General features: G+C 65.1%; 25 protein-coding genes and 1 pseudogene. 22 read left to right on the top strand and 4 right to left on the bottom strand.

Annotated elements, in window-relative coordinates; all coding sequences use genetic code 11:
- Positions 1-108: 108 nt before the first annotated feature.
- The 11 genes from AB0P23_RS01645 (at position 109) to holA (ending at position 10,855) form a co-directional block, all read left to right on the top strand.
- Positions 109-1,389: a glutamate-5-semialdehyde dehydrogenase gene (locus AB0P23_RS01645; RefSeq protein WP_032389262.1), complete on the top strand. Its 1,281-nt coding sequence runs from the start codon at positions 109-111 to the stop codon at positions 1,387-1,389.
- Positions 1,390-1,440: 51 nt separating this feature from the next.
- Entirely contained in the window at positions 1,441-2,322 is an 882-nt protein-coding gene (locus AB0P23_RS01640) for a MoxR family ATPase (RefSeq protein ID WP_027497532.1), read from the top strand.
- A 1-nt stretch (position 2,323) separates the two neighbouring features.
- Positions 2,324-3,739, top strand: a complete 1,416-nt coding sequence (locus AB0P23_RS01635) for a VWA domain-containing protein (RefSeq protein ID WP_032370229.1) — start codon at positions 2,324-2,326, stop codon at positions 3,737-3,739.
- Positions 3,736-4,560, top strand: a complete 825-nt coding sequence (gene nadD / locus AB0P23_RS01630; RefSeq protein ID WP_080729207.1) for a nicotinate-nucleotide adenylyltransferase — start codon at positions 3,736-3,738, stop codon at positions 4,558-4,560. Before AB0P23_RS01635 ends, nadD begins: the two co-directional genes overlap by 4 nt.
- Positions 4,557-4,946: a ribosome silencing factor gene (gene rsfS / locus AB0P23_RS01625; RefSeq protein WP_287453141.1), complete on the top strand. Its 390-nt coding sequence runs from the start codon at positions 4,557-4,559 to the stop codon at positions 4,944-4,946. The genes nadD and rsfS overlap by 4 nt, the downstream gene beginning before the upstream one ends.
- Positions 4,943-5,596, top strand: a complete 654-nt coding sequence (locus AB0P23_RS01620) for a histidine phosphatase family protein (RefSeq protein WP_027497528.1) — start codon at positions 4,943-4,945, stop codon at positions 5,594-5,596. Before rsfS ends, AB0P23_RS01620 begins: the two co-directional genes overlap by 4 nt.
- On the top strand, positions 5,583-6,335 hold the full coding sequence (gene octT / locus AB0P23_RS01615) for a diglucosylglycerate octanoyltransferase (RefSeq protein WP_032399931.1): 753 nt from the start codon (positions 5,583-5,585) through the stop codon (positions 6,333-6,335). Before AB0P23_RS01620 ends, octT begins: the two co-directional genes overlap by 14 nt.
- Positions 6,332-7,180: a DegV family protein gene (locus AB0P23_RS01610; protein WP_027497526.1), complete on the top strand. Its 849-nt coding sequence runs from the start codon at positions 6,332-6,334 to the stop codon at positions 7,178-7,180. Before octT ends, AB0P23_RS01610 begins: the two co-directional genes overlap by 4 nt.
- A gap of 107 nt (positions 7,181-7,287) precedes the next feature.
- The gene (locus AB0P23_RS01605; protein ID WP_080736433.1) at positions 7,288-8,244 is read left to right on the top strand and encodes a ComEA family DNA-binding protein; all 957 of its coding nucleotides are present in this window, start codon (positions 7,288-7,290) and stop codon (positions 8,242-8,244) included.
- The gene (locus AB0P23_RS01600; protein WP_230593413.1) at positions 8,241-9,827 is read left to right on the top strand and encodes a ComEC/Rec2 family competence protein; all 1,587 of its coding nucleotides are present in this window, start codon (positions 8,241-8,243) and stop codon (positions 9,825-9,827) included. Before AB0P23_RS01605 ends, AB0P23_RS01600 begins: the two co-directional genes overlap by 4 nt.
- Positions 9,828-9,877: 50 nt before the next feature.
- Positions 9,878-10,855, top strand: a complete 978-nt coding sequence (gene holA, locus AB0P23_RS01595) for a DNA polymerase III subunit delta (protein ID WP_179273972.1) — start codon at positions 9,878-9,880, stop codon at positions 10,853-10,855.
- A gap of 75 nt (positions 10,856-10,930) precedes the next feature.
- On the opposite strand, the gene rpsT is transcribed toward holA, so the two are convergent.
- Positions 10,931-11,191, bottom strand: a complete 261-nt coding sequence (rpsT, locus tag AB0P23_RS01590; protein WP_027497522.1) for a 30S ribosomal protein S20 — start codon at positions 11,189-11,191, stop codon at positions 10,931-10,933.
- Positions 11,192-11,546: 355 nt separating this feature from the next.
- Here rpsT and AB0P23_RS01585 point away from each other — a divergent pair, with 355 nt between their 5' ends.
- The 3 genes from AB0P23_RS01585 to AB0P23_RS01575 are packed head-to-tail and all read left to right on the top strand — an operon-like array spanning position 11,547 to position 14,917.
- Positions 11,547-13,103 (top strand): circularly permuted type 2 ATP-grasp protein, encoded by a 1,557-nt coding sequence (locus AB0P23_RS01585; protein ID WP_205913094.1) that lies wholly within the window; start codon positions 11,547-11,549, stop codon positions 13,101-13,103.
- Complete coding sequence (locus tag AB0P23_RS01580; protein WP_032368183.1) at positions 13,104-14,078, top strand: alpha-E domain-containing protein; 975 nt, start codon at positions 13,104-13,106, stop codon at positions 14,076-14,078.
- Positions 14,075-14,917, top strand: coding sequence for a transglutaminase family protein (locus tag AB0P23_RS01575; RefSeq protein ID WP_196248540.1), 843 nt, complete (start codon positions 14,075-14,077; stop codon positions 14,915-14,917). The genes AB0P23_RS01580 and AB0P23_RS01575 overlap by 4 nt, the downstream gene beginning before the upstream one ends.
- Before the next feature lie 48 nt (positions 14,918-14,965).
- On the opposite strand, the gene AB0P23_RS01570 is transcribed toward AB0P23_RS01575, so the two are convergent.
- Positions 14,966-15,535 (bottom strand): type II toxin-antitoxin system PemK/MazF family toxin, encoded by a 570-nt coding sequence (locus AB0P23_RS01570; protein WP_027497518.1) that lies wholly within the window; start codon positions 15,533-15,535, stop codon positions 14,966-14,968.
- 154 nt (positions 15,536-15,689) lie between these two features.
- On the opposite strand from AB0P23_RS01570, the gene lepA reads away from it, so the two are divergent.
- Positions 15,690-17,531 carry a translation elongation factor 4 gene (lepA, locus tag AB0P23_RS01565; RefSeq protein WP_027497517.1) on the top strand — a complete coding sequence of 614 codons (1,842 nt, stop codon included), beginning with the start codon at positions 15,690-15,692 and terminating at the stop codon, positions 17,529-17,531.
- Between the two features lie 113 nt (positions 17,532-17,644).
- Here lepA and AB0P23_RS01560 read toward each other — a convergent pair.
- Positions 17,645-19,046: pseudogene (locus AB0P23_RS01560) on the bottom strand (DUF222 domain-containing protein).
- Between the two features lie 132 nt (positions 19,047-19,178).
- Here AB0P23_RS01560 and AB0P23_RS01555 point away from each other — a divergent pair.
- A complete protein-coding gene (locus tag AB0P23_RS01555; RefSeq protein ID WP_048318615.1) occupies positions 19,179-20,186 on the top strand; it encodes a nitronate monooxygenase in 1,008 nt (335 codons plus the stop codon).
- Between the two features lie 10 nt (positions 20,187-20,196).
- On the opposite strand, the gene AB0P23_RS01550 is transcribed toward AB0P23_RS01555, so the two are convergent.
- Positions 20,197-22,242 carry a glycoside hydrolase family 15 protein gene (locus AB0P23_RS01550; RefSeq protein ID WP_257886160.1) on the bottom strand — a complete coding sequence of 682 codons (2,046 nt, stop codon included), beginning with the start codon at positions 22,240-22,242 and terminating at the stop codon, positions 20,197-20,199.
- A 94-nt stretch (positions 22,243-22,336) separates the two neighbouring features.
- Between AB0P23_RS01550 and AB0P23_RS01545 the strand changes: the two genes are divergently transcribed.
- The 6 genes from AB0P23_RS01545 (at position 22,337) to AB0P23_RS01520 (ending at position 26,757) form a co-directional block, all read left to right on the top strand.
- Complete coding sequence (locus tag AB0P23_RS01545; RefSeq protein WP_027497514.1) at positions 22,337-22,567, top strand: hypothetical protein; 231 nt, start codon at positions 22,337-22,339, stop codon at positions 22,565-22,567.
- 149 nt (positions 22,568-22,716) lie between these two features.
- The gene (locus tag AB0P23_RS01540; RefSeq protein WP_310180897.1) at positions 22,717-22,806 is read left to right on the top strand and encodes an Ms4533A family Cys-rich leader peptide; all 90 of its coding nucleotides are present in this window, start codon (positions 22,717-22,719) and stop codon (positions 22,804-22,806) included.
- A 197-nt stretch (positions 22,807-23,003) separates the two neighbouring features.
- Entirely contained in the window at positions 23,004-24,026 is a 1,023-nt protein-coding gene (locus AB0P23_RS01535) for a sulfate ABC transporter substrate-binding protein (RefSeq protein ID WP_032368180.1), read from the top strand.
- Positions 24,027-24,920, top strand: coding sequence for a sulfate ABC transporter permease subunit CysT (gene cysT, locus AB0P23_RS01530; protein ID WP_027497512.1), 894 nt, complete (start codon positions 24,027-24,029; stop codon positions 24,918-24,920).
- Positions 24,917-25,717: a sulfate ABC transporter permease subunit CysW gene (gene cysW, locus AB0P23_RS01525; protein ID WP_027497511.1), complete on the top strand. Its 801-nt coding sequence runs from the start codon at positions 24,917-24,919 to the stop codon at positions 25,715-25,717. Before cysT ends, cysW begins: the two co-directional genes overlap by 4 nt.
- Positions 25,717-26,757, top strand: a complete 1,041-nt coding sequence (locus AB0P23_RS01520; protein WP_032368179.1) for a sulfate ABC transporter ATP-binding protein — start codon at positions 25,717-25,719, stop codon at positions 26,755-26,757. The genes cysW and AB0P23_RS01520 overlap by 1 nt, the downstream gene beginning before the upstream one ends.
- The last annotated feature ends 17 nt before the right edge of the window (positions 26,758-26,774 follow it).

The following is a 26,774-nucleotide window of genomic DNA, read 5'->3' as shown; positions in this document are numbered from 1 at the left end:
TTCCTCCGGTCTGTCGGTCTCGACGTCGGTGACGTCGGCGATGTCCACGCTGTGCTGCAACGACGTGGAGATGCAGCTTCATTCCCCGGCCCTATTAGTGTGTAGTGCATGACTGCTTCCGTCTCGGCCGCTTCGGTGCCGTCCTCTGCCGACGAGCGCGAGAACGTGCACTCGGCTGCTCGCCGAGCCCGCGTCGCTTCACGTGCACTGGCGTTGCTGACCACTGCGGAGAAGGATTCGCTGCTGCATGCCGCGGCCGACGCCGTGCTGGCCGCAGCGGAGCCGGTGCTCGCAGCCAACGCCGCCGACATCGAGATCGCCCGCGCTGCGGGAACGGACGAGGGTCTGCTCGATCGGCTGCGGCTGACGGCACCGCGCATCGACGGTATTGCCGCCGGGCTGCGGCAGGTGGCGGGCCTACCCGATCCGATCGGCGAGGTCATCCGCGGATCGACGCTCCCCAACGGGCTCGAGATCAGGCAGATGCGGGTTCCGCTGGGCGTCGTGGGCATGGTCTACGAGGCGCGTCCCAACGTGACCGTCGACGCGTTCGGTCTGGCGTTCAAATCCGGGAACGCAGTGCTGCTGCGGGGGTCCTCGTCCGCGGCGCAGTCGAACGCAGCCCTGGTCGAGGCGCTGCAGGGTGCGCTCACGAGCCACGGGCTGCCGGAATCGGCCGTACAACTGCTCGGTAGTGCTGATCGGTCGACGGTCACCCACCTCATTCAGGCCCGCGGGCTGGTGGATGTCGTGATCCCGCGTGGGGGAGCGGGTCTGATCGCCGCGGTCGTGCGTGATGCCACGGTTCCCACCATCGAGACCGGGGTGGGTAACTGCCACGTCTATCTGCATTCCTCCGCCGACGCGGAGACGGCCGAGAAGATCGTGCTCAACGCCAAGACCCGCCGGGTGAGCGTGTGCAACGCCGCCGAAACGGTGCTGGTCGATGCCGCGATCGCCGAGACCATGGTGCCGAGGTTGTTGCAGGCGTTCCAGATGCACAGTGTCACGGTGCACGGTGATCTGCCGGGGTTGGTTCCTGCAGGCGACGACGATTGGTCGCAGGAATACCTCTCGCTCGACATCGCGCTGAAGGTGGTCGACGGCATCGACGAGGCAATCGGCCACATCGACCGATACGGCACCGGCCATACCGAGGCGATCGTCGCGTCGGACATCGGTGCTGCGCGCGAATTCACCCGACGAGTCGACGCGGCTGCCGTGATGGTCAACGCCTCCACCGCGTTCACCGACGGCGAGCAGTTCGGCTTCGGTGCCGAGATCGGCATCTCCACCCAGAAGCTGCACGCCCGCGGCCCCATGGGCCTGCCCGAGCTGACCTCGACCAAATGGACGGTGTGGGGCGACGGGCACGTCAGACCCGTCTGACCGGCCTGCAGCCACTCGACCCGCCAGACCCGATCTTCCAGGAGTTGTGACGTGGACCGTGCCCTACCGACGACACCACCGTTGTTCGCGAGCGTGAACGATGTTCAGGCCCGTCTGGCCGAGACGGGGTATCTGGCCGACAAGGCCACGGCCACATCGGTCTTTCTCGCCGATCGCCTCGGCAAGCCGCTGTTGATCGAGGGTCCCGCCGGAGTCGGCAAGACCGAATTGGCGCGCGCGGTCGCGCAGTCGACCGGAGCCGAACTGGTGCGACTGCAGTGCTACGAGGGCGTCGACGAGGCGAGGGCTCTGTACGAGTGGAACCACGCCAAACAGATCCTGCGTATCCAATCCGGCTCGAGTGCCGACTGGGACTCGACGAAGCTCGACGTGTTCTCCGAGGAGTTTCTGCTGGCTCGGCCGTTGCTGCAGGCCATTCGCCGAACCGAGCCGACCGTGCTCCTGATCGACGAGACCGACAAAGCAGATGTCGAGATCGAGGGCCTGCTGCTCGAGGTGCTCAGCGACTTCGCGATCACCATTCCCGAGCTGGGCACGATCACGGCGGAGCGCACCCCGTTCGTCGTGTTGACGTCCAATGCCACGCGCGAACTGTCGGAAGCTCTCAAGCGCCGCTGCCTGTTCCTGCACCTCGACTTCCCCGACGCGGACCTCGAGCGTCGAATCCTGGCCAGCCGCGTTCCCGAACTGCCCGAGGCGATCGCGGAGCAGATGATCAAGACCGTCCGCGTGCTCCGAGGGATGCAGCTCAAGAAGTTGCCGTCGGTGGCCGAGACGATCGACTGGGGTCGCACACTCCTGGCCCTCGGCATGGACACCCTCGACGACGACGCGGTCCGGTCGACGCTCGGAGTCGTGCTCAAGCATCAGTCGGATCAGGTGCGCGCCGCCGCCGAACTGCGGCTGAACTGACATGCTCGCCCCACACGGAATTCCCGGGCATCTCGTCGGTTTCGTCGAGGCGTTGCGTAAGCGTGGGATCTCGGTGGGGCCGTCGGAGACCGTCGATGCCGGACGCGTGCTGGCGGTGTTGGATCTGTTGGACCGAGAAGCGGTCCGCGAGGGGCTGGCCTGCGCGCTGCTGCGACGTCCGACGCACCGCGGGGTGTTCGACGCGTTGTTCGACCTGTGGTTTCCGGTGGCATCGGGTACCAGGGATTCGGGGCAGATCGACACCGCGCTGCCTCGCACCGAGACAGGCGAGGTCGATATCGATGCGTTGCGTGAACTGATCGTCGAACTGCTCTCGGACGACTCGGCGGAGGCGGCCGAACTGACCCAGATGCTGGCGGCCCAGATGGTCGAAGAGCTCGGTCAGTACAAGTCTTCGAACGGGCCGTCGTTCTCGGCCTATCAGGCGTTGCGTGATGTTGCTCCCGACACGCTGCTTCGCAAGATCCTCGACGGCCTGCTGGGCCGGAGTGACGACGCGCCGGATCGGCCCACCGACGACTACGAGTCGGAGGTGGCCAAACGTACTGCAGCGCAACGCATTGCCGACCTACGCAAGATGGTCGAGAGCGAGACGAGGCGACGGTCGGCCGAGAAACTGGGCCGCGACCGGGTAGCGAGCTACGGCGTGCCGAAACTGGCGGAGGAAGTCGATTTCCTGCGTGCTTCGGACGCGGAGATGGTTGCATTGCGGCGTAATGTCGCACCGCTGGCGCGGTTGCTGGCCTCGCGACTTGCGGTGCGCCGCAGTCGAAGCAGGCACGGCTCCATCGATCTGCGACGCACGCTGCGCAAATCCATGTCGACCGGCGGTATTCCCATCGATCTGGTGGAGCGTAAGCCGCGTCGTGCCCGGCCGGAACTGGTTGTGCTGTGCGATGTCTCGGGGTCGGTGGCCGGATTCAGCAACTTCACCCTGCTGCTGGTGCACGCTCTTCGTGAACAGTTCTCCCGGGTGCGAATCTTTGCGTTCGTCGACTCCACCGACGAGGTGACGCGGTTCTTCGATTCCGGGGCAGACCTCGGGGCAGCCATGAGCCGGATCGTGCGGGAAGCGGACCTCGTGACCTACGACGGTCATTCGGATTACGGGCATGCCCTGACGACGTTCGACGAGAAGTACGCGCAGGTCATCACCAGCCGCAGTTCGGTTCTCGTTCTGGGCGATGCCCGGACGAACTATCGCGAACCGAAGCTGCCGGCGTTGGCCCGAATCGTCTCGGTGGCCAAGCACGCCTACTGGCTCAACCCCGAGCCCAAATCTCAGTGGGGATCCGGTGATTCGGCGGCCAAGGTGTATGCGGACGTGATTGCGATGCACGAGTGTCGGTCGGCCCAACAGCTCGCGACGGTGGTCTCACGACTGTTGCCGGTATGAGGCGTGTAACCGGCGTCGCTGCCACGGACGTAGAATCGTCGGTTGTGCAGCACGAATCCGGCCCCGGTGAGGACACGAACACCACGCCGACTCTCCGGTTGGGGGTCATGGGCGGCACTTTCGACCCCATTCACCACGGTCACCTCGTGGCTGCGAGCGAGGTGGCGGCCACGTTCGGTCTGGACGAGGTCATCTTCGTTCCCACCGGGACCCCGTGGCAGAAGGAGGGCCGGTCGGTCAGCCCGGCCGAGGACCGCTACTTGATGACGGTCATCGCCACCGCGTCGAATCCTCGGTTCTCGGTGAGCCGGGTCGACGTCGACCGAGAAAAGTCGACCTACACCGTCGACACCCTGAGGGATCTTCGAGCGCAGCACCCCGATGCCGAGTTGTACTTCATCACCGGTGCCGATGCGCTCGAGTCCATTTTGACGTGGCAGAACTGGGAGGAGCTCTTCGAGCTCGCGAAGTTCGTCGGAGTGACGCGGCCGGGGTTCGAGCTCGGCGTCGATCATCTGGCCAACCATCTACGATCGTTGCCCGCCGACACTCTCACATTGATGGAAATCCCGGCACTCGCGATATCGTCGACGGACTGCCGACGTCGTGCCGGTGAAAATCGGCCGGTCTGGTACCTCGTCCCGGACGGCGTCGTGCAATACATCTCGAAGAGGAACCTCTATCGACCACGGGGCGCGCAGCGCCTCGACGGATCCGTCACCATGTCGGAACCGGCGCCACAGAAGAAGCAACCGGCCGGGTCGGTCACCAGCGCAGTGACCGCGAACCCGAGCCATACGAGTGGGAGTACACCGAAGTGACTGCAACAGCCGAAGCCGCCGAGATGGCGCGTATCGCCGCGCTCGCAGCCGACGACAAACTGGCCAGCGACGTGGTGATCCTCGACGTCTCCGACCAGCTCTACATCACCGATTGCTTCGTGATCGCCTCCGCGCCCAACGAGCGTCAGGTCAACTCGATCGTGGAGAACATCGAGGACCAGCTTCGTGAGGCCGGACATAAGCCGGTGCGTCGCGAAGGTACCAGAGAGGGCCGCTGGGCGCTGCTGGACTACTCCGACATCGTGGTGCACGTCCAGCACAACGAAGAGCGCAACTTCTATGCGCTCGAGCGACTGTGGAAGGACTGCCCGACGATCGAGGTTCCGGGCCTCGGTCAGCATCCGACACCGGAACCGGAGCAATGATCCGGCGGCTCATCCTGCTTCGCCACGGTCAGACTGACTACAACGCCACCGACCGTATGCAGGGCCAGCTCGATACCGATCTGTCCGAGCTGGGCCGCAGTCAGGCGAAGACGGCTGCGGCCGAATTGGCTGTCCGCGCGCCCATCCGCATCGTCTCGTCCGATCTCAAGCGCGCTCTCGACACTGCGGAAGCTCTCGGGGACGCGGCTGGAGTCCCGGTGTCCACGGACGAGCGGCTGCGGGAGACACATCTCGGCGACTGGCAGGGACTCACCCACACCGAGGTGGACGACATCGCCCCCGGGGCGCGTCCGGCCTGGCGTGCCGACGCAACCGTCGCCCCGCCCGGTGGGGAAAGTCGCATCGACGTTGCGAACCGCAGCGTGCCGCTGGTGCGTGAGCTCCTCGGCGGCGTCCCCGAGTGGGGTGCCGACGGCGACCAGCGACCACTGGTGCTCGTGGCGCACGGAGGGTTGATCGCTGCCCTGACCGCAGCGTTGCTCGCACTGCCGACCGATCGCTGGCCGGTGCTCGGCGGCCTCGCCAACACCAGCTGGGTACAGCTCGGTGCGCACGGACCCGGCGACAACCCGTCCTGGCGGCTCGACGTCTGGAACGCCTCGGCGCGGGTGGCCAGTGACGTCCTCTGAGGAGGCCGCCGCGCGCCCCGTGCTGCTCGTGCTGGCGGACTCGCTGAGCTATTACGGACCCGAGGGCGGGCTGCCGGTCGACGATCCTCGGCTGTGGCCCAATATCGTTGCTGCAGAGCTGGATTGGGATGTCGAGCTGGTAGCCCGCATCGGCTGGACGAGCCGCGATGCGTGGTGGGCTCTGACCCAGGATCCGCGAGTGTGGGCGGTGATACCGCGGGCCGGTGCCGTCGTACTCGGAATCGGCGGCATGGACTCGTTGCCGTCGCCGCTACCGACCGCGTTGCGTGAGCAGATCCGCTACATCCGTCCGCCCGCACTTCGGCGGGTCGTTCGCGCGGGTTATCAAGCGGTGCAGCCGGTCCTGTCGCATCTGGGTTGGCCGGTGGCGCTTCCGCCGCGACTGAGTGTCGACTACCTCGAGCAGACCCGCGCCGCATTGGCCTACGTGCGGCCGGAATTGCCCGTCATCGGTACCTATCCGTCGGTGCATCGGTGCGACGCCTACGGGCGGGTGCATTCGGGGCGCGAGCCCGCGGTACGAGCGCTGCGTGCCTGGAGCGACGAAAACGGTGTTCCGATGGTCGATCTCGCGGAGGCAGTTCGTCCGAACATCGAGTCCGAGAACGCCAACCCCGACGGAATCCACTGGGGTTGGGATGCACACGTGGCCGTGGCCGACGCAATGCTGACGGTGTTGCGACCGGTGGCAGCGGCGGCAGCGATCCGGCACCCATGACCGTCGCCGTCGTCACCGATTCGTCGTCCTGCCTGCCCGCGTCCATAGCCGCCGAGTGCGGTATCACGGTGGCACCGCTGCATGTGTTGGTGGACGGCGTCGACCATCGTGAGGGTATCGACGAGATTCCCGAACAATCGACCGACGGAAAGCCGGTGACGACCGCGGGGGCGTCTCCGGGCGAGCTGACCGAGGTCTATGCCGCAGCTCTCGAACGCAGTCGCGGGGCGGGCGTCGTCGCACTGCACATCTCCCGGGGCCTGTCGAGCACCTGGGAGGCTGCGCGGCAGGCCGCCGAGCAGATCGGATCGTTGGTGAAGGTTGTCGATTCCGGTTCTGCCGGAATGGGATTGGGCTACCCGGCGCTGGCAGCAGCGTATGCCGCAGCGGGTGGAGCCGGACTCGACGAGGTCTACGACAATGCTGTTCGCAGGTCTGCGTCGTCGAGATGTTTCATCGTCGTCGATCGATTGGATCACCTGCGCCGCGGCGGCCGTATCGGCACTGCCGCAGCCCTGCTCGGTACGGCCCTGGCGATGAAGCCGGTGCTGCACATCAGCGATGGTGCGCTGGTGTTGCGCGAGAAGACGCGAACCTCCTCGAAAGCACTGAGCAAGCTGGTGGACGCGGCAGCTGCCGCGGCGGCCGACATCGGTACGCAATCCGGGGTTGTCGTGGCTGTGCATCATATGCAGTGCGCCGAGCGAGCCGAGGACGTCTCAGCCATGCTGATGGCGCGTATCCCGGACCTGACCAGCGTCGACGTGCTGCCGTTCGGTGCGGTGCTCGGTGCACACGTCGGTCCCGGTGCCGTCGGCGTAGTCGTCGCTCCTGGTCATCGGTAGGGCGTATCGAGCCGCGTCATCCACAGACTCTCGGTTGTGCACAGGGCAGTTCGCGACCACCGTTCGCCCCGGTCGGGTTCGTCCGGAAGGCGCTAGCGTCCTGAGACATGGGCGGCGACGACGATCGGGCACACACGGTGGCACGATTGAATTCCGTGCGGAGGCAGAATGATTCCGCGCGCGCCGAGCCGCGCCGAGTCGACGAATTCGATGACCCCCAGGGCGAGCCGCCGATCGGGCAACCACAGGACGGCGTCGTGCGTCCCGATCCGGAGTGGCTGCTTCCTGCCGCGCAGCGTCCCGAATCACCATGGTCGTCGTTGCTACCGCAGCGGTGGCGATTCGCGCGGGTGGATCCCGGCCGACCCGGTGTGAAGGCGTTGGCGGCGGCGGGTGTGTTCGTGGTCCTCGTCGCCGGCTTCGCGGTGTTTCGAGATGCGCCGACGCCTGCGCCCGCACCGCCACTGGCGGTGGTCTCCACCGACGCCGCCGATACCCGCGCGCCGGACTCAACGATGTCCGAATCCGGGTCGTCGGGCCGGTCGCCGGACAAGACGGCTGTGACGGCACCGGTCGCGGAAACAGAACTTGTCGTCAGTGTCGTCGGACTCGTCGCGCATCCCGGTCTCGTTCGGCTGCAACCGGGCTCGCGCATCGCCGACGCCTTGGCCGCAGCGGGAGGGGCCGTGGAGGGTGCCGATCTGTTGGCGCTGAACATGGCAGCTCGGGTGTCGGACGGCGATCAGATCGTCGTGGGGCTCGTGCCGGCTCCGGCGGCCCCTCCGGTCAGCGGCACCACGTCGGGTCAGGGCGCAGGGCCGGGCGGAGTTGCCGGTTCGACGACGGACCAGGCGGGCCCGGCCGCCGGCGGAGCAGTGGACCTCAATACGGCCACGGTCGCAGAATTGGATGCGCTGCCCGGTGTGGGACCGGTGACGGCAACGTCGATCGTGAGCTGGCGAGACACGAACGGCCGCTTCGTATCGGTCGATCAGCTCGCCGAGGTCGACGGTATCGGCCCGGGCCGGCTCACCAAGATTCGCGACCTGGTCCGAGTCTCGTGACCGGGGTGCCGTCGTCGACGGACTCGGAGGAACCAGTTCCTTTCGACATCCGCCTGATTCCTGCGGCGGCGGCATCCTGGTCTATCACTGCGACCGGTATTCTCGCCGGTCCGAGCGCGGCGGTGACGGCCACGGTGGTGACGTGCGCGATCGTGGTGCTGGGAGCCGTTGTGCTGCACAGGATCTCGACGGGTCGAGCGGACACTGCGAGACACGTGTGGTCCGGGGCGGCCGCGGTGATCGTCGTGGCGTTGTGTTTCGGCGGTGCGATCTGGCTCCAGATGCGCTCGGTGGCGGAGCATCCAGTGGCTGCGGCCGCGCAGAATCGGGCATGGATCACGGCAGTGGTCGATCTCGAAGAAGATCCGCGACGCCTACCCGCGCCCGGGCCGCCGATGGTGATGTTGCAGGCGGAGATGACCCGCGTCGATGTCGGCGGCGAGGCGCTCTACGTCGGCGGCCGGGTATCGGTCGTGGCGCCGGAGTCGACATGGTCGGCACTACTTCCGGGCCAGCAGATCACGGTCCGAGGCCGGCTCGGGGTGCCCGCCAGGTCCGATATGACCGTGGCCGTCATCCGAACGACCGGTCCGCCGGTGGCAGTAGGTGAGCCCGGACCGGTCTCGTCGGCGGCGGGCTCGTTTCGCTCGAATCTGGCAGACGTGGCGCAGAATTCGCTCCCGTCGGACCGGGCAGGTCTACTGCCGGGCCTCGTCGTGGGCGATGTCTCACGATTGGACGAGCAGGTAGTCGAGAACTTCCGAGCCGCGGGCTTGACGCATCTGACGGCGGTGTCGGGTGCGAACTTCTCGATCCTGATCGGTGCCGTGCTGTTGGTGTTGCGCGGCATAGGGATAGGGCCTCGCGCCACCGTCACGATTGCCTTCGTCGTTCTGATCGCCTTCGTCGTCGTGGCCCGACCGTCCCCCAGCGTGTTGCGCGCCGCGGTGATGGGGTCGATCGGTTTGCTGGCCTTGGTGACCGGCAGACGGAAGCAAGCGGTCCCGGCCTTGTGCGGCGCGGTGTTGGCACTACTCGGGTGGTGGCCGCGGCTCGCCGTGGACGTCGGATTCGTGTTGTCTGTGTTCGCCACCGCGGGGCTGGTGCTGGTGGCACCGATCTGGGTGGACTGGCTGCGGGCCCGAGGATGGCCCCGGGCAGCTGCGGAGGTGGTGGCGGTCGCCGCGGCGGCCCACGTGGTGACGGCACCCGTCGTCGCGGCAATGGCGGGAACGTTCAGCGTGGTGGGTGTGGTTGCGAACGTACTGGTCTCGCCGGTGGTCGCTCCCATCACCGTGGTGGGCATCGTGACTGCGGTGTTGGCTGTGGTCAGTACCTCGCTCGCCGAAATGACGGCGCAGCTGGCGTCCGCACCGTTGTGGTGGTTGATCACGGTGGCCGAGCGTGCGGCGTCGGTGCCGGCAGCATCGATCGTCGTTCCGGAGGGTGTCCGTGGAATCGCGGCGGCGATCGTCGGCACTGTCGTGCTCCTGGGCGCGCTGCGATGGGCGTTGTTCCGCTGGGTGTCGGCCTCGCTCGCGATTGCACTTCTGGCGCTGTGGACGGCCCACGTCGTGTGGTGAGTGACGGTCCGAAGCGGATGTCCGTGGTGTCGGCGGCGCATGGCACGATCATGGTCGTGACTTCGAGTGTGGCTCCTCTGCATCTGGTACTCGGCGACGAGGAACTATTGATGGATCGTGCGGTGGCCGCGATCGTGACGCAGGTGCGTGCGAATGCGGCGATCCCGGGGGAGGACCTCCCGGTGACCCGGCTGCGTACCGGTGACGCAAGTGCTCCCGAGCTCGCCGAACTGCTGAGTCCGTCGCTGTTCGCCGAAGATCGTGTCGTCGTACTCGAGGCGGCGGCCGAGGCCGGTAAGGATGCAGTCGCTCTGGTGCTCGACGCGGCTACCGATCCACCCGAGGGTGCCGTCGTGGTGGTCATGCATTCCGGCGGCGGCCGCGCCAAAGCGATGGTCGGTGCCCTCCAGAAATGCGGGGCTCAGGTCCACGAATGCGTCAAGCTCACCAAACCGGCCGAGCGGATCGATTTTGTCCGAGGCGAGTTTCGCGCGGCGGACGTCCGCGTCAGCGGCGAGGTGATCGAGGCTGTCGTCGAGTCCGTCGGTAACGAACTCCGCGAATTGGCCTCGGCGTGTTCGCAGTTGGTCTCCGATACCGGAGGCAAAGTCGATCTGGCCGCCGTGCGTCGGTACTACTCGGGCAAGGCGGAGGTATCGGGATTCGACGTCGCGGACAAGGCCGTCATCGGTGATCGAGCCGGCGCTCTCGAAGCCTTGCGGTGGGCGATGCACCGGGGAGTGGCCCACGTTCTTCTCGCGGATGCGCTCGCCGATGCCGTGCGCACCATCGCGCTCGTCGGCTCGGCCGGTCGCGGTGACCCGTTCCGGATGGCAGGCGAACTGGGAATGCCGCCCTGGAAAATCAAGAAGGCGCAGGGCCAAGCGCGCGGCTGGAACGGCCGCTCGATAGCGCAGGCCCTGCGCGTGGTGGCGCAGCTGAACGCCGACGTCAAAGGCCAAGCAGCGGACGCGGACTACGCGGTGGAGCGAGCTGTCGCCGAGGTCGCCTCGTTGGGTGACCGCTAGCGGGGTGCCCGGCGCACGACAAAGCCCGCTGCGTCCTCGTCGGATGCAGCGGGCTCGATCGAGCTCAGTACGAGATCAGAGCTTGTTGACTGCGAGAGCCAGTGCCGACTTCTTGTTGGCGGCCTGGTTCTTGTGGATGACGCCCTTGCTGGCGGCCTTGTCGAGCTTGCGGCCGGCATCGAGGAGAATCTCGGAAGCCTTGTCCTTGTCGCCCGCAGCCTGTGCCTCGCGGAACGAGCGGATGACGGTGCGAAGGGAGGACTTCACCGACTGGTTGCGCAGGCGTGCACGCTCGTTGGTGAGAATCCGCTTCTTCTGGGACTTGATATTGGCCACGCGTAAAATCCTTGTCGTCTTCGTCGGTATTCCGGTCAGGGCGATCCATGCTGGAATGCCCGAAGTCTGCTGCTGAGCGTTGAGCCCTGCGCCGAAGATCGAGAATACCAGCACAGGACGGCAGAACCCAATCCGGCGCCGCCCTCCACAGCCGTTTCAAGAATTTAACGCTTCTACCGCGCCTAACTCCTGTCTCTGTAGCAACATTGCCAGGATGAGTCCGCGATCGGCAACGCATGCCGCCTCCAAGGCCAAAGCGACCAGAACGAAGTCAGCGGATCGTGTCGAACCCGATGCAGACGGGGTGTTCGGGGGGTACTCCGACGTCGGAAAGTACAGCCTCGCCTTCGACGAGATGTTCGACTCGGACGGTCGTACTCGAACGCCGTACAAAGGAATCCACACGGCGCTCGCCCCGGCGAACGCCGTGGACCTGGACGCCAGATCGGATGCGCTCGGACGCGCGTTCGTCGACCAGGGCATCACGTTCTCGCTGTCCGGCCAAGAACGCCCGTTCCCGCTCGACCAGGTGCCCCGAGTCATCGCAGCAGGGGAATGGTCGCGTCTCGAACGCGGCATCAAGCAACGCGTCAAGGCTCTCGAGATGTTCCTCGCCGACATCTACGGAGACCAGGAAATCCTGCGAGACGGCGTCGTTCCGAAACGGCTGATCACGTCGTGCGAGCACTTCCACCGTGAGGCCGTCGGCATCACCCCGCCCAACGGCGTACGTATCCACGTCGCCGGAATCGACCTCGTCCGCGACGCGCAGGGCACGTTCCGTGTCCTCGAAGACAACCTGCGTTCACCCTCGGGCGTCTCCTACGTCATGGAGAACCGCCGGACCATGGCCCGGGTGTTCCCGGACCTGTTCGCCAGTCACCGCGTGCGTGCCGTCGGCGACTACGCCTCGCACCTGCTGCGGGCACTGCGCGCATCGGCCGCCCTCAACGAGGCAGACCCGACCGTGGTGGTTCTCACTCCGGGCGTGGCGAACTCGGCGTACTTCGAGCACTCGCTGCTCGCTCGGTTGATGGGCGTCGAGCTCGTCGAAGGTCGAGACCTGTTCTGCCGAGACAACATCGTCTACATGCGCACCACCGAGGGTGAGCGTCAAGTCGACGTCATCTACCGACGAATCGACGACGACTATCTCGACCCCATGCAGTTCCGTCCCGACTCGGTGCTGGGGGTGGCAGGTCTGGTCAACGCCGCCCGCGCAGGCAACGTCGTCATCTCGAGTGCCGTCGGAAACGGCGTCGGCGACGACAAGCTCGTCTACACCTACGTTCCCACCATCATCGACTACTACATGGGCGAGAAGCCGCTGCTGGCCAACGTCGACACGTTCCGGTGCTGGCTCGACGACGAGTGCGAGGAAGTCCTCGACCGCATCGACGAACTGGTGATCAAGCCGGTGGAAGGTTCTGGCGGCTACGGCATCGTCTTCGGACCCGACGCCTCGCCGAAGGAACTCGCCACCATCAGCAAGAAGGTCCGCGCGGATCCGCGCGGCTGGATCGCCCAGCCCGTCGTACAGCTCTCGACGGTGCCGACGAAGATCGGCGATCGCTTGGTACCCCGCCACGTCGACCTGCGGCCGTTCGCGGTCAACGACGGCGACGACGTCTGGGTGTTGCCCGGCGGACTGACCCGAGTGGCGTTGCCGGAGGGGTCCCTGGTGGTGAACTCCAGCCAGGGCGGTGGCAGCAAGGACACCTGGGTGCTCGCCACTCGGACCTCTCAGGAGGAGCAGGAACTTGCTGGCGACGAGATCGTCAGCGTTCCGCCGGAGTCACCGATGGCCGAACAAGGCCCGGAGCTGACGATGGACCAACAAATGAATCAGCAGCAGCAGCAGCAGCAACAGCAGCAGGCAACGAACTCGGACTCGAACGGCGGTGGACAGTAAATGCTCGCGCGCAACGCAGAGTCGCTCTACTGGATCGGGCGGTATGTGGAGAGAGCGGATGACACGGCCCGCATTCTCGATGTCACCGTCCACCAACTTCTCGAAGACGCCACAGTCGATCCCGACCACACTTCGCGAGTGTTGTTGCGAGTGCTCGGTTTCCAGCACGAGCCGGACGTCTCGCTCGACGTGTGGTCGCTTACCGAGGTCGTCGCCTTCAGCCGCGACGGATTGGGTTCGATCGTGGACTCACTGTCGAGTGCGCGCGAGAACGCCCGAGGTGCGCGTGAAGTCACGTCCAGTGAGATGTGGGAGTGCTTGAACACCACGTACAACGGATTGAACGAGCGCATCAGGGCGTCCAAGCGCACCGGCCCGGCCGAGTTCTTCAGCTACATCGAGGAGCGCGCCGCGATGTTCGCCGGTCTCGCGGACTCCACCCTCAGCCACGACGACGGCTACCGCTTTCTCCTGCTCGGTCGCTCGGTCGAGCGCATCGACATGATCGTTCGGTTGTTGCTCTCGCGAGCCGGTGACCGGCCGTCGTCGCCGGCTTGGGTCACTGTGCTTCGCTCGGCCGGTGCCCACGACACCTACCTGCGCACCTACCGCGGCGCGCTCGATGCCCAGCGAGTACTGGAATTCATGTTGTTGGACAGACTCTTTCCGCGTTCGGTGTTCTACGCACTGACCGAGGCGGAACGGTCTCTCGACCAGCTCGATCATCAGCCGAACAGTCGCGTCGGTGCCCGCGCCGAGGCGCAGCGCCTACTCGGTCGCGCTCGAAGTGAGCTCGAATTCCTGCGTCCCGGTGCAATTCTCGAGGACCTGCAGGATCGGCTGCTGGCATTGCAGGAAACCTGCCGCGAACTCGGCGAGGCGATCTCGAAGCAGTACTTCCATGCCGCGCCGTGGGTGGCGTGGACCGATGCCGGGTCCGGCACATACGAAGATCAATTGGAAGGTGAACTGTGAGCTGGCGTATGCGTGTCGTGCACACCACGGGCTATCAGTACGACGCACCGGTGACGTCGTCGTACAACGAGGCTCGACTGACGCCGCGAAGTGACAACCGGCAGAACGTCATTCTGAACCGAGTCGAGACCAACCCGGTGACCCGCTCCTACCGGTACACCGACTACTGGGGAACGGCGGTGACGGCATTCGACCTGCACGCGCCGCACACCGAGCTCGAGGTGACCGGTTCGTCGGTGGTCGAGACCGACCCCTTCGTCTACCCCGACGAGAACGCCTCATGGGAGGAGCTGGCCAGCGACCCGATCACCGACCGCTTCAACGAGGTGCTCGACAACACCGAGTACGTGCCGAAGAACAGGCAACTCGCGTCGGTCGCGAAAAAGCTGTCGAAGGGTCTGCCGCCGCAGGAATCGGTCGTCGAGATCTCCAACTGGGTCAACCAGGAGATGTCGTACGTTCCCGGTACCACCGGTGTGCACACCTCGGCGGTGGAGGCCTGGTCGGAGAAGAAGGGTGTGTGTCAGGACTACGCCCACCTGACGCTGCTGATGCTGCGCAGCGTCGGCATCCCCAGCCGGTACGTCTCGGGCTACCTGCACCCGAAGAAACAGGCCGCGATCGGTGCGACGGTGGAAGGCCAGAGCCACGCCTGGATCGAGGCCTGGACCGGGGCGTGGTGGGGCTACGACCCGACCAACGCCATCGCCGTCAACGAGCAGCACGTGTCGGTCGGACTCGGCCGTGATTACGCCGACGTCCCGCCGCTCAAGGGCATCTTCTCCGGCGGCGGTTCGACGGCTCTCGACGTGGTCGTGGAGATCACGCGGCTGGCCTAGCGTCGTGCGCGTTTTGCGTACCCAGGGATACGCAAAACGCGCACGAGGTCAGTTCCAGCCGTAGTCCCGACGCAACCGATCTGCCACGGACTCGAACTGAGCTCTACCGAGGATTGCGCCTTCGCGACGAATACCGTCCTCGGGCACGTCGAGAACTCGGTCCAGACGAATCCAGCTCGGTCGCCCCTCGGCGTCCCACGCACCGGATCCGATCGACTGCCAGTCGCGGTCGCCGTCGCGGCTGCTCTGGCTCGACAGCATCAGGCCGAGCAGATCGTTGCCCTCACGCCCGATGACCAGCACCGGGCGGTCCTTGCCCTGAGTGGCGTCTTCCTCGTAGGTAACCCAGGTCCAGACGATCTCACCCGGATCGGCCTTGCCGTCCAGATCGGGGGAGTACTCGATGGTCCGCGCCCGTTGGGCGGTCGGCCTGGTCTGCGATGCCACCGGACGGCCGGGGCGAGGTGCCGGAGCCGGTGTGCGCGACGCGCTTCCGGAGATCGCGTCCTTGCCTTTCTGCAGCGCACCGGAGTTCTGTAGTTGACGCAGTAGCCTCGGGCCCTCGCGCAGTGCGATCTTGCCCAGTTCCTTGCCGAATCTGCTCCAGTTGCCAGCCATGCGGCGAGTGTAGCCACGGCGGCAGCGCTACAAACCGCCCTGACTCACCGGGCGACCAGCCACGACGGACAGCCGGGGACGGCGCACCGTTCCGCTCGTGGGACGATAGGGAAACCCGTTCGCTCATTTCGAACACGCCAGCCGAAGGATACGAGTGCCCAGCTTCGCCGACACGACGTTCACCGATCCGTCCAGGATCAGGAACTTCTGCATCATCGCCCACATCGACCACGGAAAGTCGACGCTGGCAGACCGGATGTTGCAGCTCACCGGCGTCGTCGACGACCGGTCGATGCGTGCGCAGTATCTGGACCGGATGGACATCGAGCGCGAACGCGGCATCACCATCAAGGCGCAGAACGTGCGTCTGCCCTGGGTCGTCGACGGCGAAGAATTCGTTCTGCACCTCATCGACACCCCCGGCCACGTCGACTTCACGTACGAGGTGTCCCGCGCGCTCGAAGCGTGCGAAGGTGCTGTCTTGCTCGTCGACGCTGCTCAGGGCATCGAGGCGCAGACACTGGCGAACCTCTACCTAGCTCTCGACAAAGAGCTCACCATCATCCCTGTGCTCAACAAGATCGACCTGCCTGCTGCCGACCCGGATCGCTACGCCGCCGAGATCGCGCACATCATCGGATGCGAGGCCGACGACGTGCTGCGGGTGTCCGGCAAGACCGGAGTAGGCGTCGAAGAACTGCTCAACGAGGTCGTCAAGCTGGTGCCGGCTCCGGTCGGCAACCCGGACGGGCCTGCCCGCGCGATGATCTTCGACTCGGTCTACGACACCTACCGAGGCGTCGTCACCTACGTCCGAGTGGTCGACGGCGCACTCAACCCTCGTGAGAAGGTCACGATGATGTCGACCGGCTCGACGCACGAGTTGCTCGAAGTCGGCATCGTGTCGCCGGACCCGAAGGCCACGAAGGGCCTGGGCGTCGGCGAGGTGGGGTACCTGATCACCGGCGTCAAGGACGTCCGTCAGTCCAAGGTCGGCGATACCGTCACCACGTTCCGCAAGGGTGCTACCGAGCCGCTGACCGGTTACCGCGAGCCACGGCCGATGGTCTACTCGGGCCTTTACCCACTCGACGGCTCCGACTACCCGGATCTGCGCGACGCCCTCGAAAAGCTTCAGCTCAACGACGCGGCCCTGACCTACGAGCCGGAGACCTCCGTGGCTCTCGGATTCGGCTTCCGCTGCGGCTTCCTGGGGTTGCTGCACATGGAGATCACCCGCGAGCGGCTCGAGCGTGAATTCAACCTCGACTTGATCTCGACCTCGCCGAACGTCGTTTACCGCGTCGAGATGGAAGACGGTGCCGAGCACATCGTCACCAACCCGTCGTACTGGCCCGAGGGCAAGGCGCGGGAAGTGTTCGAGCCCATGGTCAAGTGCACCATCATTTCGCCGAGCGAGTTCATCGGCTCGATCATGGAGCTGTGTCAGGGGCGACGAGGCGAGCTCGGCGGTATGGACTACCTGTCGGAGACTCGTGTCGAACTGCGCTACACGATTCCGATGGCCGAGATCATCTTCGACTTCTTCGACATCCTGAAGTCACGTACTCGTGGATACGCCAGCCTCGACTACGAGGAGATCGGCGAGCAGAGCGGAGCGCTCGTGAAAGTCGACATCCTGCTGCAGGGCGAGGCCGTCGACGCCTTCAGCGCGATCGTCCACAAGGACGCCGCTGCGGCCTACGGCAACAAGATGACGACCAAGCTGAAGGAACTGATTCCGCGGCAGCAGTTCGAGGTGCCGATTCAGGCTGCTATCGGATCTCGCATCATCGCCCGCGAGAACATCCGCGCCATCCGTAAGGACGTGCTTGCCAAGTGCTACGGCGGCGACATCAGCCGTAAGCGCAAGCTGCTCGAGAAGCAGAAGGAAGGCAAGAAGCGAATGAAGACCATCGGACGGGTCGAAGTTCCGCAGGAAGCCTTCGTGGCGGCACTGTCCTCGGAGTCCTCGTCGGACAAGCCGAAGAAGTAGGGACGGGACTTCCGCTCTCTGAAATCGTTGTAACGCAACCTTTCCGGCCCCGCACCGTGTTCTCGGTGCGGGGCTGGTGTGTTTGTGTGGGGCTGGTGCGTGTTTGCGCGGGCTCATGCGATGTGGGGGCCGGCTCGTGCGTGGGATTGTCGGGGTTCTCGGTACGGGTCGACGGATGCCGGGGGTACGAACCAGGGGTGCTGATCGGTGCCGATGAAGACTTCCCAATCGGAGTGGTGGACGAGGCGGTGATGATCCGCACAGGAGGACGAGGTTGTTCATGTCGGTGGGGCCACCATCGGCCCAGTGCCAGATGTGGTGACCTTCGGTCCAGGCGGCGGGTTTTCCGCATCCCGGGAACGCGCAGCCGTGATCGCGGGCAGTCAATGCGCGTTTCTGTTTTGCGGTGACGGTGCGGGCGAGGTTGAGTGGGTTGCCGTTCTCGTCCATGACGATGGCGGTGAGGAGGCAATCGCAGGCCAGTTGTCGGGAAGTGTTGCGGGAGAGGGGTCCCATCCACGGTAGCCACCCGACCGACGTGCCGTCACCGAAGAGATCCCGATACGCGCTCCGGTTCGCGGTCGGGCTATCGGACTCGCCCCGGGGATCCGCCTCGCCCCGGCGATCGGACTCGTCCGTGTCGGGGTGGATCGGGTTTCCGGTGTCGATGTCAACCGGATCGGCTGGATCTGTCTCGTATTCTGCTGTGGCGCGGGTCGTTTCGTCGTCGGTGATGTCGCTGTTGTTCTGGCTGCTCTGGCTTTGGAGGTCCTGTAGCCGGACGTGCAGGTTGACGTGTGGTTTTTCGCCGCCTTCGGTGGGCCTGTTGCTGGAGGCGAGGTAGCGGTCGAGGATGTGTCCGAAGGCGTCGGCTCGTCGCTTGGCGGGGCTGCGGTCGTCTGGGGTGCCGTCTGAGGCTGGTCGGGGTTCGGTCAGCGGTGAGAGTGCGGTGAGCAGTTCTTCGCCGGTGATCGCGTCGAAATCGCCTTTCAACATCAGCCGCCCGTTCAAGGTCTTCGAGGCGAAGAGTTCGTTGCGGTCGGTGTCCTCGGCGGGCGGCTTCTTACCGCCGAAGGTGTCCTGCAACTTGGTGATGGCTGCGCGGATGCGGTCGGTACGGGCTTCGGGGCCGGTGGCGGCGGTGATCATGGCTGTACGAGCGAGATCGCGGCCCTCTTGGGGGAGGTTCTTCGGGGGTGTTTCGGCGAAGGTGAGGATCAACGCGGCGTGGTCGATGGTCATCACGCCGGTGTTGACGGCGTCGGCGATGTCGGGGAAGTTCTTCATGCCGCGGGCGAGGGCGACGATCTTGGTGGCTTTGGATGGTGAGAGAAGGGTGGTGGAGGTCAGCCAGCCGGCGGGTCCGGGGAACCCGAGCTTCTCTCGGCTCACGCGGGTGTCGATGTCGGCGACGAGAGCAATCCGCCGGGCCTCCAACAGTTGGATCTTGTGGGAGACATCAGCAGCGTCGGCGAGGAGTTCTGCCTCGCTCAGTTGCCAGATCTCCGTGGTCATGGACCAAGTGTATCGAACGTGTGTTCGATGCGCAATGATGATGCAATCGAAAACTATTGCTGTGCAGAAGGATTCGGGAATCGGAAGGTGTCGGTGGTCCGTGATATCGCTCGGAGAGTACATTTCGAATCTGTGACGACGCCGATCTTGAAGAAATTGCGTGTTCCCGTTGTCGGTGCGCCCATGGCGGGCGGTCCGAGTACTCCCGAGCTCGCCCGGGCTGTGTCCGAGGCCGGCGGACTCGGAATGATCGCCGGCGCGTTGTTGACGCCGGATGCCTTTGCCGCGCAGGTGGATTCGATGCGGGGTCTGGTGTTCGGGGTCAATCTTTTCCTACCCGAGGAGCCGTCGGGCGCGGATGTCGACTCCTACGCCCAGCATCTGGCATCGTGGTTCGAGCGATTCGACGCCGAACCCGGCGTGCTGAAACGCCGCGATGATTACTACCCGGAGAAATTCGCCTGGCTGCTTGCCCATCCGGTGCCGGTGGTGTCGAGTACTTTCGCCACCTTCGATGCCGACGAGGTTGCCCAGCTGCATTCGGTGGGAACCGAAGTGTGGGCAACGGTAGCAACCGCCTCCGACGCGTCCATCGCCACCGCGAACGGTGTGGACGCGCTGGTGGTGCAGGGTCCCGAGGCGGGCGGACACCGAGGCACGTTCGACGGATCGGCCCCGGAAGAGCCGTTGACGGAGCTACTGGTCGCCGTACGTGAAATTTCGGATTTGCCCCGAATCGCGGCCGGCGGGCTCATGGACGGCAACGACATTGCGCCGCTGCTGGATTCGGGTGCCGCGCATGCAGCCCAGCTGGGTACCGCGTTTCTGAACACTCCCGAGGCAGGAACGAAGCCCGTGCACCGCGAGCAGCTGGCCAGTGCGTCGGGTACCGCCGTGACGAAGGCGTTTTCGGGCCGTCCTGCGCGGGGCTTGGTGAACGAGTTCATGCGCGAGAACTCCGACGCCGCCCCGCTGGCGTATCCCGATCTGCACTATCTGACCGCGCCGATGCGCGCGAAGGCCGCAGCTGCGGGTGACCCGTCGGGACTGTCGATGTGGGCCGGGACCGGCTATCGCCGCGCTCAGGCGAAACCGGCGGCCGAGCTGGTCGCCGAATGGGCGAGGCAACTCGGCCGCTGAACCGGACAGCTCAGGGGTTGGCGTGGGCGGGCTGGAAGTGTCCCGATGCCTGCGCTTCCTCTGCTCGGATGACGTGCACCACGGCGTTGATCAACGCCAAGTGCGTGAATGCTTGCGGAAAGTTGCCGAGGTGACGGCCGGTGCGATGGTCGATCTCTTCGGCGTAGAGCTTGAGCGGGCTCGCGTAGGCAAGCAGGCGTTCGCACAGGTGCTTGGCGCGCGGGAGTTCGTCGATCTCCACCAGAGCGGACACGAGCCAGAACGAGCAGATCGTGAACGTGCCCTCCTCGCCGGACAAACCGTCGTCGGTGGTGTCGGTTCGATAGCGCAGAACCAAGCCGTCCTCGGTCAACTCGTCGGCGATGGCGAGCACTGTTGCACGAATGCGTTCGTCGTCGGCCGGCAGAAATCGCAGGAGCGGTGCGAGTAGTAACGACGCGTCCAGAGAGGGATCTCCGTACCGCTGCGTCAGCACGCCGCGCGAGTCCACGCCGTTGTCGAGGATGTCGGCCCTGATCTCGTCGGCGATTTCGTTCCACTTGGTCGAGTAGTCCTTCTCGCCGTGGATATCGGCGAGCTTCGCACCGCGATCGAGCGCAACCCAACACATCAGCTTCGAGGACGTGAAGTGCTGGGGCTCACCGCGTACCTCCCAGATGCCACGGTCGGGTTTGCGCCAGTTCGCGATCGCTTCCTCGACCTGCCGCTTGAGCAGAGGCCACAGGAACTCCGGGACGTGTTCACGCGACTTGACGTGCAAGTACACCGAGTCGAGCATGGTGCCCCAGATGTCGTGCTGCTCTTGGTCGTAGGCACCGTTGCCGATACGTACCGGTCGGGCACCGTCGTACCCGGACAAGTGCGGCAGCTCGGCCTCGTCGAGGGTCTTCTCACCGCCGATGCCGTACATCACCTGAAGCGGGTTGACCTCCCCGTCTGCACTGGTGGCTACATCGGACATGAAGGCGAAGAAGTCGTTGGCCTCACGGTCGAGCCCGAGCGTGTACAGACCCCACAGAGCGAATGTGGAGTCGCGGACCCAGGTGTAGCGATAGTCCCAATTGCGTTCCCCACCAGGTGTTTCGGGTAGCGACGTGGTCGACGCGGCGAGCAGTGCTCCCGTGGGTGCGTAGGTCAGTCCTTTGAGGGTCAGAGCGCTGCGCTGGAGGTAGCCGCGCCACGGATGATCGGGGAATCGGCCGATCGTGATCCACTGCCGCCAGCATTCCGAGGTCTGCCACATCTTGCTGGCCGCTTCCTCGAACGTCTGCGGTGCGGGAAGATCGGACCACGACAGCGCGACGAAGATATTGTCGCCCTCCGTCATTCGGGTTCGCGCGCGTGCTTCGCGGCCCTCGATGCCGATCCGAAGATTGGTGGTCAATTTCAGGGTGGGCTGGTCGCCGTCGGCGCTCGCCTCGCAGGTCGCGGTGGTCTCCTCGTACACCTTGCCGGTGTACTCCCATGTCGCGGGTGCCCGATGGTAGTCGAAGGCGGGCTCGCAGCTCATCTCCAATTCGACTGTGCCGCTGACACATTTGATGGTTCGGAGCAAGATGTGCTCGGCATCCCAGTCGCTCGGTGCGCGCTTGTGAGTTCGAGAACGCTGGTCGGTGTTGTGCCAGGGACCCATCACCAACGCGTCACGCACGATGAGCCACCCGGTCTCGGTCTGCCAGGTCGTCTCCACGATGAGCCCGCCGGGCAGGTATCGACGAGCGGCGGGTACCGACTGTCCGTACGGCCCGACGCGGAAGTGGCCCGCGCTGCGATCGAGGACGGCACCGAAAATACTGGGGGAGTCCGGCCGCGGTACACACATCCATTCGACGGAGCCGTTTCGGGCGATGAGGCACGTCGTCTCGCAGTCCGAGAGAAATGCGTAGTCGTCGATGGGCGGAAACGCGCTGCGGTAGGAGACCAACGTGGACACCGGCGCATCGGTGCTGCCCAACGCACCTTGGACCTCCGTTCCGCCCAGGCCTGGATGTCCAGAGCCCATGGCCGGCTCCTCGGCGACCGGGGGCACGGGCGAAACCTCATCGAATGCCGTCATGGCGTAATCATCGACCGATCCGTGGCAGCCGTCCACTGAGAGGCCGTACTCGGCGTGGCGCGGCTCAGGTGGAGCCCTGGTTTAAGCTGCGAGGATGGAATCGTTCGCGCGGTGGTGGGACGGCGTCGAGCTGTGGGTGACGGGCCTTCCGTTCGTTCCGCAGTCGGTGGTCGTCCTCGCAGTGCTCGTTCCGGTTGCGTTCGTCTCGGCTCGGGTGTTCGATCGCGTGCTGGCAGTGATCCTGCGCGTGTTGGGCCGTGACGCCAGCGCAGCACGCGAGGCCGAGCTCTCGGCCTCGACGTCTACGACGAAGGATGGACTGTAATGCCGCGGTCTCGGGTGACATGGGCTCTGATCGCGCTGCTGGCGTTGGTCGTCATCGCGTGGTTGATCACTCGCTGACACGCGCCCGTCGTGCACATGCACGACTCCTCTGATTAGAGTCGGTCCGGAACCTCTGCTAGATTCCTGACCGTGTCTTCTGCCGCCGAGTACCGCGTCCGCCACCAGTTGGCGTTGATTGCTGTCGGCATGCTGGCAGTCGCCGATATCGACTGTTGTTGATTCTTTCCTTCGCGAATCGGTTTCGTCGATCCACTGTCGCCGCGTAGCGCAGTGTGTCCGCACGACGGACCGGAGTCCGTGCCGCCAGTTCGCTGCTTCGCCGGCCGGGTCCTGACTGCTACGGCGCTCAGCGCGAATCACCTTGCGTGTCTTGTGTTCTTTCCTCATCGTCACACCACCATGAAAGGCCTTTCGCAATGAGGCATCGTTCTCGTTATCTGCTCACCACGTTCGCAGCTGTGGGAACTCTTCTGGTCACCGCCTGCGGCGGCGGTTCCAGCGATGTCGTCGGGGGCGGGTCGGACACTGCCAGTGGCCCGGCTCTGACACTCGTCGGCTACGCAGTGCCGAAGAACGGCTGGGACGCAATCGGTCCGGCGTTCGCAGCCACCGAGGATGGAGAGGGTACGGCGATCAACGCCGACTACGGCGCATCGGGAAACCAGTCGCGCAAGGTCGCCGACGGCGCGCCTGCGGACATCGTCAACTTCTCCGTCGAGCCGGATGTCACTCGACTTGTCAAGGCGGGCAAGGTCGACGAGGACTGGAACCAGAACGCGTACGGCGGGGTGCCGTTCGGCTCGGTGGTGACCATCGTCGTCCGCGAGGGCAATCCGAAGAACATCCAGACGTGGGACGACCTGATCAAGCCCGACGTTCAGGTCATCAGCCCGAGCCCCCTCAGCTCCGGATCGGCGAAGTGGAACCTGCTCGCGCCGTACGCCGCCAAGAGCAACGGTGGCCAGGACAAGCAGGCCGGTCTCGACTTCGTTCGTACGCTCGTCGCCGATCACTTCCCTGTGCAGCCCGAATCCGGCCGCGCCGCAACCGAAGCGTTCCTGCAGGGACAGGGCGACGCGCTACTGAGCTACGAGAACGAGGCACTGCTCATCGAAGAGCAGGGACAGAAGGTGGAGCACGTGGACGTCCCCGTCACCTTCCGCATCGACAACCCGGTGGCAGTGATCAACAGCAGTGCGAACCTCGAGCGTGCGAATGCTCTGAACGATTTCGTCTACTCCGACGAAGGCCAGAAGATCTGGGCCGAGGCGGGTTTCCGGCCGACCAACCCGGAGATCGCCTCCGAGTACTCGGACAAGTTCTTCACGCCCGAAAAGCTCTACACCATCGATGATCTCGGCGGCTGGACTCAGGTCGACGCCGACCTGTTCGGAGACAACGGCGCAATTGCGACGATCTACCAGGAAAGTACTCGGTAGATGTCGTCGTCGACCGGTGAACCCGCGGCCCCGGGTTCGATCGTCCCGCCCAGTGCGACACCTCGGTTTCGTGCTGGGCGGGAAGGCCGCAAGTTCCGGGGCCCCGGTTCGGTGGGTCCGCTGGGCCTCGGTGTCGCCGTTCTGTGGCTCAGTGTCATCGTGCTGCTGCCGTTGGCGGCGTTGACGGTTCAGTCGTTCGACGGCGGCCTCGGTGGTTTCTGGGATGCGGTCACCGAGACACGTGCCATCGCCACGTTCAAGGTGACTCTGCTGGTGTCCGTGGCTGCCGCCGTGATCAACCTCTTTCTCGGCACTCTGATCGCGTGGGTTCTGGTACGCGACGAGTTTCCCGGCAAGCGTTTCGTCAATGCCCTGATCGACCTGCCGTTCGCACTACCGACCATCGTGGCGAGCTTGGTGTTGCTGTCGCTGTACGGACCGTCGAGTCCGATCGGCATCGTCTTCAACGCCACCAAGCCTGCGGTCATCGTGGCGCTGCTGTTCGTCACGCTCCCGTTCGTAGTGCGTGCGGTGCAGCCGGTGCTGATAGAACTCGACAAGGATGTCGAAGAGGCGGCCGCATCACTGGGTGCGAACAACTGGACCATCTTTCGGCGCATCGTGTTGCCGGTACTGCTTCCGGCTGTGCTCTCGGGCGGTGGGCTCGCGTTCGCCCGTGCCATCGGCGAATTCGGGTCGGTGGTGTTGATCGGCGGCAACATCCCCAACGACACGCAGGTCGCTTCGCAGTACATCCGTGAACTCATCGAGTACGACCGGCCGATCGACGCAGCCGCAATCTCCGTGGTGCTGTTGGCAATCGCCTTCGCTGTGCTGTTCGTGCTCCGCATCATCGGCAACAGGTTGGCCAGACGGGAAGAGCAGATCTCGTGAAAATCGGTCTCCCGATCAAACTGTCCCTGCGTGCCGTCGCACTGATCTATCTCGCCGTGCTCGTGCTGTTCCCCCTCGGTGCCATCCTGTTTCGCACGTTCGAGGACGGGGTGGTGGCGTTCTGGGAGCAGATCACCACTCCCGCCGCGCAATCCGCTCTCCAACTCTCCCTGTTGATCGTGGCGATCGTCGTTCCCATCAACGTCGTGTTCGGAATCGTCACAGCGTTGGCATTGGTACGCGGACGGTTCCGCGGCAAGGGGATACTCGAAGCGATCGTGGACCTGCCGTTCGCGGTGTCGCCGATCATCACCGGCGTCGCGCTCATCCTGCTGTGGGGTGCCAACGGATGGTTCGGTGGCATCGAAAGCCTCGGTTTCAAGGTCATCTTCGCGCTACCCGGCATGGTCATCGCGACGATATTCGTCACCTTGCCGTTCGTCGTTCGCGAAGTGGAACCGGTCCTGTACGAGATCGGTGAAGAGCAGGAAGAGGCTGCCTCGACCCTGGGTGCGAGTACCTGGCAGACGTTCTGGCGGATCACGTTGCCTGCCATCCGATGGGGACTGACCTACGGCGTGGTGCTCACCGTCGCACGTTCGCTCGGAGAATTCGGCGCCGTCATCATGGTCTCCACCAACCTGCCCGGCATTTCCCAGACGCTCACACTGCTGGTCAATTCACGGTACGAGGACTTCAATCAGCAGGGCGCATACGCGGCGTCCACGTTGCTCATGGCGATCGCCGTCATCGTGCTGCTGCTGATGACGGTTCTCGACAAGAAGAGGACGAAGTAATGACCGAGACATCTTCCGAGATCGAGATCTCCGTGGTCGGCGCGAACAAGCGCTACGGCGATTTCGCCGCCCTCGACGACGTCAGCATCGACATCCCGAAGGGCTCGTTGACGGCGCTGCTCGGACCCAGTGGCTCGGGCAAGTCCACGCTGCTTCGATCCATCGCAGGCCTCGAGCAGCTCGATACGGGCCGAGTGGTGCTGGCAGGCCAGGACGTGACCTGGGTGAGCCCGCAGCGTCGCGAGATCGGGTTCGTGTTTCAGCACTACGCCGCGTTCAAACACCTGACGGTGCGCGACAACGTGGCGTTCGGCTTGCAGATCCGCAAGCGTCCCAAGGCCGAAATTGCCAAGAAGGTCGACGAACTGCTCGAGATCGTCGGTCTGGCGGGTTTCCAAGGCCGCTACCCGGCGCAGCTGTCCGGAGGACAGCGTCAACGCATGGCGCTGGCACGTGCACTCGCCGTCGACCCGCAGGTTCTCCTCCTCGACGAGCCCTTCGGTGCCCTCGATGCCAAGGTGCGCGCAGATCTACGGACGTGGCTGCGCCGATTGCACGACGAGGTGCACGTCACCACTGTGTTGGTGACCCACGACCAGGAAGAAGCGCTCGACGTCGCCGACCGAATCGCGGTGCTGAACAAGGGCAGAATCGAACAGGTCGGCACCCCGGAGGACCTCTACGATCGCCCTGCAAACAACTTCGTGATGTCGTTCCTCGGTCAGGTGGCCAGGCTGAACGGACTTCTGGTGCGCCCGCACGACATTCGTGTCGGACGCGACCCGTCGTTGGCACAGGCGCAGGCGAGTGGCACGGCAGAATCTGCCGGGGTGACGCGGGCCGTCGTCGAACGGGTCGTACGCCTCGGCTTCGAGGTGAAGGTCGAGCTCAAGAACGCGGCCACCGGCGAGTTGTTCGCGGCGCAGATCACGCGCGGCGACAGCGAGGCGCTGGGGCTGCACGAGGGCGAAACCGTCTACGTCCGCGCGACTCGGGTTCCGACGATCACGGATACGACCGAATCGGCTCCGGTGCACTGATCCGACGAGCAGTACCT

It is taken from the genome of Rhodococcus sp. NPDC077669 (assembly GCF_040686915.1).
Taxonomy (GTDB): Bacteria; Actinomycetota; Actinomycetes; order Mycobacteriales; family Mycobacteriaceae; genus Rhodococcoides; species Rhodococcoides fascians.
This window is presented reverse-complemented; position numbering and strand designations above follow the sequence as displayed.